The sequence below is a fragment of the Undibacterium sp. GW821-FHT11H02 genome, assembly GCF_058808015.1.
The window spans coordinates 295,092-302,073 of the sequence record NZ_JBXARG010000004.1; the positions used below are offsets into that span (position 1 = coordinate 295,092).

The following is a 6,982-nucleotide window of genomic DNA, read 5'->3' on the forward strand; positions in this document are numbered from 1 at the left end:
AGAGTGCTATGTATAAGCAAAATGTGAATAGTTTGAAGAAGAGTGCGGGTATGTCTTTGGTTGGTTTGATTTTTATGCTGGCTATACTTGGCTTGATTGCCATTTTGACCGCAAAAATTACACCTACTGTGATTGAATATTTTTCCGTAAAAAAAGCAATTCAAACTGCAAAAGCAGCAGGTACTTCGGTGAAGGAAATACAAGTCGCCTTCGATAAGCAAGCGGATGTCGGGTATATAGACTCTATTAAAGGGCGAGATTTAATTATAGAAAAAAGTGAAACTGGTTTCGAAGTTGGCTTTTACTATACAAAAACTATTCCCTTAGTTGGTCCAGCCAGTTTGCTACTTGAATATCAAGGTACCACCGCGAAAACGGGTACAGTTCAGAAAAAACAAGAATAAAACAGGAAAAACAGGAGTAGTTAGGCGTTTATGAATGAACAATTGCTGCAGAAGCGTTTGGGACACCAATTTAATAATGTTGCACTTTTGCAGCAAGCATTGACTCATCGTAGTCATAGTGTTTCACATAACGAACGCTTGGAATTTCTCGGTGACTCAATTCTTAATTGCGTCGTTGCATCGATATTATTCGATACATTTGAGAATATTGACGAAGGTGATTTGTCCCGGGTGCGTGCCAATTTAGTTAAGCAACAATCTCTGTTTGAGATCGCGCAGAAAATGGAGTTGTCTCAATTTTTGCGTCTTGGTGAAGGGGAGCTGAAATCAGGTGGTTTCCGACGTCCTTCGATTTTGGCAGACACGCTTGAGGCCTTATTCGGTGCGATTTTTTTAGACGCTGGATTTGAAGCCGCCCGTAAAGTAATTCGCTCACTTTATGAGCCCATATTAGTTTCAGTTGATCCGACCACTTTGGGCAAAGATGCCAAGACATTGCTGCAGGAGTTTTTGCAAAGTAAAAAAATTGCCCTGCCTTTATATAATGTGGTCGCCACGCACGGAGCGGCCCATAACCAAGAATTCGAAATTGAGTGCTTGGTGCCCAAGTTAGAAATTCAGGTGTTTGGTACCGGTGGTAGTCGTCGTGCAGGTGAACAGGCAGCTGCTAAATTGGCGCTTGAAACGGCATTGAACTTGCTTGCCAAAACACCTAGCGGAAAAAAATCTAAGCCCCGTACTTCACAAATGAAGCTGGCGGGAATTGCCACCATTCAGTCTAGCAATCAACTTGCTGACGGAACTTCAGATAGCACCACAAGCCTCCCTCAAGTTGCTCATGCTGCCAATAAAGAAGAGCAGCTTTCTCTTGATGTGTCGTTGCCTGAAGTAAAACATAAAGTAAATTAAGATGAATGCTATGTCAGATAATGCCGAGTTTCGCTGTGGTTATGTCGCGATCGTTGGTCGTCCTAATGTGGGCAAGTCCACACTCATGAATGCGCTCATCGGAGCGAAAGTCAGCATAACTTCTCGCAAAGCACAGACGACACGTCATCGCATTACCGGGATTCAAACCAAAGATCAAACGCAGTATATCTACGTTGATACTCCGGGTTTTCAAACACGCCATTCAAACCCATTAAATCGTACCTTAAATCGTACTGTTACCAATACTTTGATGGCGTCCGATGTGATTCTATTTATCATCGAAGCCGGTACCTTTGGTCCAGCCGATCAGCAAGTCATCGATTTGTTGCCAAAAAATGTACCCTGCATTTTAGTCATTAATAAATCTGATCGTGTCAAAGACAAAGCGATTTTGATGCCATTCGCACAGAAGGTGATGGCACTATTTCCATTTGCGGCGGTCGTGCCTGTGTCGGCAACACTTAAATTTCAGCTCGATAGTTTAGAGCAGGAAACAAAAAAATATTTGCCTTTCAATCCCCCCGTGTTTGGTGAAGATGATATTACGGATCGTAGTGAAAAATTTCTTGCGACTGAGATCGTTCGTGAAAAACTATTCCGTTTTGTCGGCGATGAGTTGCCATACACCAGTACTGTTTTGATTGAAAAATTTGAACAAGAAGGTAACTTGCGCCGCGTATTTGTTGCGATTTTAGTTGAACGTGATGGCCATAAGTCCATGGTGATCGGTAATAAAGGTGCGCGTCTGAAAGATATTTCTACGCAATCGAGACAAGATATGGAAAAACTTTTTGGTGGCCCAGTTTATCTCGAAATCTGGATCAAAGTGAAATCAGGTTGGGCGGATAATGAGGCTGGCCTGAGAGCCTATGGCTACGAATAATTATCGTTTGTCATATTGGTATAAAGTAGTATTTGGACAGCGAGCAAATTCTTGTGCTTGATAATCCTAAACGACGCGCGCGTAGCACTTCCAGTATCGATGGACACGCTAATAAACGTAGCGGTGCTAATGGCGTGACTAGCGCGCTGTCCTTGTCGACTCCCAAAAAAACCGTTAAGGAAATACGGATCCTGCATCAGCCAGGCTTTGTCCTTCATTCCTATCCTTACAAAGAAACTAGTCTAATTGTTGACGTGTTTAGTCGTGAGTATGGGCGTGTTTCTCTTGTGGCCAAGGGCGCGAAGCGACCGACGTCGGCTTTGCGTAGCGTATTACAGACGTTTCAACCGTTGAGCATCTCTTGGACTGGAAAATCCGAAGTAAGAACTTTAACGACTGCAGAGTGGGTTGGCGGTATGTTGCCGCTTGAAAAATCGGCGCTGTTATGTGGTTTTTATTTGAATGAGCTACTGGTGAAATTTCTGCTGCGCGACGAAGCGAACACAGTTTTGTTTGATCTATATGTTTCCACACTCAATCAACTGGCGCACAATGAAAACGCTGCCATAGTTTTGCGCAAATTTGAGCTTATACTTTTACAGCAGGCAGGATTCATCGGCGATTTAACTTATTGCGTCGATTCCAGAGCTCGTGTTCACATCGATCATTATTATGTGATCGATCCGACTCGTGGCGTGCGTCCTGCTATTGCTGGTGAAGGTCTGCCCCAAGTATTAGGAAAAACTTTATTTGATATGTCAGCAGGCGATTACCTGGATCCGGCGACGCAGTTGCAAAGTAAGCAGTTGATGCGTTATCTACTTAGTTTTCACTTGCATGGCATACCATTAAATACCCGTCAAATTTTAATTGATCTACAAAAGCTATGAACATACACGGACAAACTCAAAGCATAGATTTGGGCATTAATATCGATCACGTAGCAACCTTGCGTAATGCACGCGGCACGACCTATCCCGATCCTTTGCAAGCAGCGTTAATGGCCGAAGAGGCGGGGGCGGATTGCATTACTTTGCATCTACGCGAGGACCGCCGCCACATTAAAGACAAAGATGTGGAAGTAATTCGACCACGTTTAATGACGCGCATGAATTTAGAAGCGGCGGTCACGCAAGAAATGATCGATTTTGCTTGTCGCATTAAGCCTCACGATGTCTGCCTCGTGCCTGAGCGCCGTGAAGAAGTGACTACGGAAGGTGGTTTGGATGTGGTGCGTTTCTATAGTCAGGTAGAAGCTGCGATCAAACAACTGCAAAGCGAAGGTATCCGCGTCAGTTTGTTCATTGATGCCGATCAGCGGCAAATACAAGCCGCGCAAAGCCTAGGTGCCCCAGTGATTGAGTTACATACGGGGCGTTATGCTGATGCAGCGAATGCAGTCGAGCAAGCGCAAGAGCTAGAAAGAATTAAAGCGGGCGTTGATTTCGCGCAAAGCTTGGGATTGAAAGTGAACGCGGGTCACGGTCTACATTACACCAATACGCAAGCAATCGCTGCAATTCGCGGCATTTCTGAACTAAATATCGGACATGCGATTGTGGCACAGTCGATTTTTGTTGGCTGGCATAAAGCCATCTCCGATATGAAGGCCTTGATGGTAAAGGCAAGATTGGACGCTAAATGATTTTTGGAATTGGCACTGATATTGTGAAGTTGTCGCGCATTCAGTCCGCGTTGGAGAGCAATCCTCAACGGTTTCCTGAGAAGATTTTAGGCGCAGATGAATTGCTGGTGTATCAGGAACGTTTGAAACAATCGCCGCGTCGCGCGATACTTTATGTCGCCACTCGATTTGCGGCAAAGGAAGCCTTTGCTAAAGCAATTGGGCTGGGTGTGCGGCATCCGATGAACTGGCATTCCTTGCAAATTCTAAGTGGTGAATTTGGTCGGCCAGAATTGCATTGGCAAGGTGAGCTGGCATTGTGGATGCAGACACGGGGTTTGTCCGCGCATGTGTCTTTGTCTGATGAAGACGATTTTGCATTGGCCTATGCAATCGTTGAGAAAGATATCGAATCAACTGTCTTAAGTGCTCATCATGACTAAGTTGAGAGATTCTTCGGAAACGCCAGCGGCTGTCTTAGAACTGGTATCAGCACTTCCTAATTTGCCAGGGGTTTATCGCTATTTTGATGATAGCGATCAAGTGCTCTATGTGGGCAAAGCGCGTGACTTGAAAAAACGTGTATCAAGTTATTTTCAAAAAAATTTGAGCAGTCCACGCATCGCTATGATGGTGGCGAAAATCGCTCGTTTAGAGACCACGGTGACTCGTAGCGAAGCGGAAGCTTTGATCTTGGAGAACAATTTAATCAAGGCTTTAAAGCCGCGTTACAACATTTTGTTTCGCGACGATAAGTCTTATCCCTACCTAAAAATCACCAATGAAAAAACACCGCGCATGACCTATTTTCGCGGTGGGATTGATAAGAAACACCAGTATTTCGGACCGTTCCCATCTGCCTGGGCAGTCAAGGAGTCTATGCAGTTATTGCAGAAGATATTCTTATTACGTAGTTGCGAAGACAGCGTTTTTGCGAATCGTACCCGGCCTTGTTTATTGCATCAGATTCAGCGTTGCAGTGCGCCCTGTGTCGATTTTATTTCGACCCAAGATTATCAATCTGATGTAGAAAATGCCTCTAATTTTTTGCGCGGACGGCAAACCGAGGTGCAGACTAAACTGGAGCAAAAAATGCTGATTTTTGCACAGAATTTGGAATTTGAAAAAGCGGCTATCGTTCGTAATCAGATGAGTGCTTTGTCCAAAGTCTTGCATCAGCAAAGTATGGAGTTGGCGGGCGATGCCGATATTGACATTATTGCCGTGGTCGTCGATGGCGGACGTGCTTGCGTCAATTTGGCAATGGTACGTGGTGGCCGACATTTGGGTGATCGTTCGTATTTTCCTACGCATTTAGAGCTGGTTCAAAATACAGTCAACGAAGCGATTGATGTTGAAGTCATTACCGCCTTTATTGCACAACATTATATTGATCAATTTATTCCCGCGCAGTTGATATTGAATGTGGAAATCGATGTGCCTGAATTGTTGCTGGCCTTGATGGAGCAGTGTGGTCATCGCATTCATCTAAGCTTCCAACCGCAAGAGCAAAAGCGTGCTTGGTTGGAGATGGCTGTTAAAGGTGCTCGCTTGGCCTTGGCTCGTGCATTATCTGAGCAAGGCGCACAGCAGATACGTACCAAAGCGTTGATAGACGCACTTGATATAGACGTGCCAGACATGGATCAATTTCGCATTGAATGTTTCGATATCAGTCATACGCATGGCGAAGCAACACAGGCATCCTGTGTCGTGTTTCATCATCATGCGATGCAAAATGCGGAATATCGACGTTTTAACATTAAGGACATTACCCCAGGTGATGATTACGCTGCAATGCGCCAGGTGATTTATCGTCGTTTTGAGAAATTTGCCCATGCTGAAGAGAAGCTAGATGATCTCACGGCGATTTTGCCTGATATTGTTTTGATTGATGGTGGTAAAGGACAAGTCGAGGTTGCGCGTCAGGTATTTGAGGAGCTGGGTTTAGACACGAGTTTGATCGTCGGCGTAGCCAAGGGAGAAGGGCGTAAAGTTGGTCTGGAAACATTGGTTTTCGTCGATGGTCGCGCGCCGAAAGAATTAGGTAAAGAATCTGCTGCTTTGATGTTGATCGCTCACGTACGCGATGAAGCGCATCGATTTGCAATTACCGGCATGCGCGCCAAACGTGCGAAGGCGAGGCAAGCATCGAAGCTGGAGGAGATTGATGGTGTCGGCCCTAAACGCCGTCAAAAATTACTCACACGGTTCGGCGGGATCAAAGGGGTAGAGGATGCCAGCGTTGAAGATTTAATGGCGGTGGAAGGGATCTCCCGGACTTTGGCAGAAGAGATTTATCAAAGACTGCGATAGCTAAGCGATTTTTTTTCGAGATTTGTTGCTTTGGTAGCGTGGGATGAAATTTATTTTCTACAGCTTGCTGCAGCAAAATATAATGTAAAGAAATTCCTCGCTATAAAAATATGCCATTTAACTTTCCTATCTTACTGACGTGGTTGCGCGTCGCTCTAATACCTTTGGTGGTCGGCGTATTTTATTTGCCGAATACGATGTTGACACCACTAGAAAAAAATCTCGCATCCACGATTATTTTTATCGTTGCGGCTGTAACAGATTGGTTTGATGGGTTCCTGGCGCGACGTTGGAATCAGACTTCTGCGTTTGGTGCCTTCTTAGATCCTGTCGCCGATAAACTCATGGTCGCAGGTGCTTTGTTAGTGCTAGTCGAGTGGAATCGCGTGAACGCGGTCGTTGCATTCATTATTATTGGACGCGAAATTACGATATCGGCTTTGCGCGAATGGATGGCACAAATCGGCGCCTCTAAATCTGTTGCGGTAAGTTCGCTCGGTAAAATTAAGACCGCGGCCCAAATGATCGCGATTCCTATGTTACTGTTTTATGGTGAATTGTTTGGCGTTGTTGATACGATACTGTGGGGGCGTGTTTTGCTGTTGATCGCAGCAATACTCACAGTTTGGTCTATGTTTTATTATTTGCAAAAGGCTTGGCCGTTGATTAAAGAAAAAGCGGGCAATCTTCTAGATCATAAATCTTGACAACTTTTTCTGGTGCTATATAATGCACGGCTGTTGTCGCAATGCGGGAGTAGCTCAGTTGGTAGAGCGCAACCTTGCCAAGGTTGAGGTCGAGAGTTCGAGACTCTTCTCCCGCTCC

Annotated in this window: 8 protein-coding genes and 1 tRNA gene; all 9 read left to right on the forward strand. The window is 45.0% G+C overall.

What is annotated here, in order from left to right:
- The first annotated feature begins 8 nt into the window (after positions 1–8).
- On the forward strand, positions 9–404 hold the full coding sequence (locus AC1RR2_RS06535; protein ID WP_493221488.1) for a DUF4845 domain-containing protein: 396 nt from the start codon (positions 9–11) through the stop codon (positions 402–404).
- 30 nt (positions 405–434) lie between these two features.
- Positions 435–1,313: a ribonuclease III gene (gene rnc / locus AC1RR2_RS06540; protein WP_493221489.1), complete on the forward strand. Its 879-nt coding sequence runs from the start codon at positions 435–437 to the stop codon at positions 1,311–1,313.
- Between the two features lies 1 nt (position 1,314).
- Entirely contained in the window at positions 1,315–2,217 is a 903-nt protein-coding gene (gene era / locus AC1RR2_RS06545; protein ID WP_493221490.1) for a GTPase Era, read from the forward strand.
- A 134-nt stretch (positions 2,218–2,351) separates the two neighbouring features.
- Positions 2,352–3,107, forward strand: coding sequence for a DNA repair protein RecO (gene recO, locus AC1RR2_RS06550; RefSeq protein WP_493221503.1), 756 nt, complete (start codon positions 2,352–2,354; stop codon positions 3,105–3,107).
- Positions 3,104–3,862 carry a pyridoxine 5'-phosphate synthase gene (gene pdxJ / locus AC1RR2_RS06555; protein WP_493221491.1) on the forward strand — a complete coding sequence of 253 codons (759 nt, stop codon included), beginning with the start codon at positions 3,104–3,106 and terminating at the stop codon, positions 3,860–3,862. The genes recO and pdxJ overlap by 4 nt, the downstream gene beginning before the upstream one ends.
- Positions 3,859–4,284 carry a holo-ACP synthase gene (gene acpS / locus AC1RR2_RS06560; RefSeq protein ID WP_493221492.1) on the forward strand — a complete coding sequence of 142 codons (426 nt, stop codon included), beginning with the start codon at positions 3,859–3,861 and terminating at the stop codon, positions 4,282–4,284. Before pdxJ ends, acpS begins: the two co-directional genes overlap by 4 nt.
- Positions 4,277–6,157, forward strand: coding sequence for an excinuclease ABC subunit UvrC (uvrC, locus tag AC1RR2_RS06565; protein ID WP_493221493.1), 1,881 nt, complete (start codon positions 4,277–4,279; stop codon positions 6,155–6,157). The genes acpS and uvrC overlap by 8 nt, the downstream gene beginning before the upstream one ends.
- A 110-nt stretch (positions 6,158–6,267) precedes the next feature.
- A complete protein-coding gene (gene pgsA / locus AC1RR2_RS06570) occupies positions 6,268–6,864 on the forward strand; it encodes a CDP-diacylglycerol--glycerol-3-phosphate 3-phosphatidyltransferase (RefSeq protein WP_493221494.1) in 597 nt (198 codons plus the stop codon).
- Between the two features lie 43 nt (positions 6,865–6,907).
- Positions 6,908–6,980 (forward strand) — tRNA-Gly (locus AC1RR2_RS06575).
- Positions 6,981–6,982 lie beyond the last annotated feature (2 nt).